The 289-nt window shown below is 68.9% G+C and carries 1 protein-coding gene; it reads right to left on the bottom strand.

Annotated features, from left to right (window positions below; translation table 11 throughout):
* A partial coding sequence (locus tag Q7A36_RS41320) for a hypothetical protein (protein WP_305109556.1) occupies nucleotides 1–233 on the bottom strand: 233 nt, incomplete at its 3' end.
* Nucleotides 234–289 lie beyond the last annotated feature (56 nt).

Genomic DNA, 289 nt, shown 5'->3' with positions numbered 1-289 from the left:
CCCGGCAGCCCGACCGCTCGTAAAATGCGGCCGATCCCCGCCTGGATCACGCCGGCAGTCTGGGTGCCCAGCGGCCGCCAGGGCGCCGGCTCGGCCAGTCCGTCCAGGCGTGCCGGATCACTGTAGGCCAGCATCTGCGTGAGCGCGTAGCCCACGCCGAGCAGGGTGACCCAGCGCATCAGTCCCTGGCGCGAGCGCTGCCAAGCGTCCTTCAGCCCCCAACCGTGCTTCATGTCTTTTGAACAGCGGCTCCACCGCCCACCTCTTGGCGTAAGCGGTGATGATCTCG

The organism is Paracraurococcus lichenis (assembly GCF_030657435.1).
Lineage (GTDB): Bacteria > Pseudomonadota > Alphaproteobacteria > Acetobacterales > Acetobacteraceae > Paracraurococcus > Paracraurococcus lichenis.
This window is presented reverse-complemented; position numbering and strand designations above follow the sequence as displayed.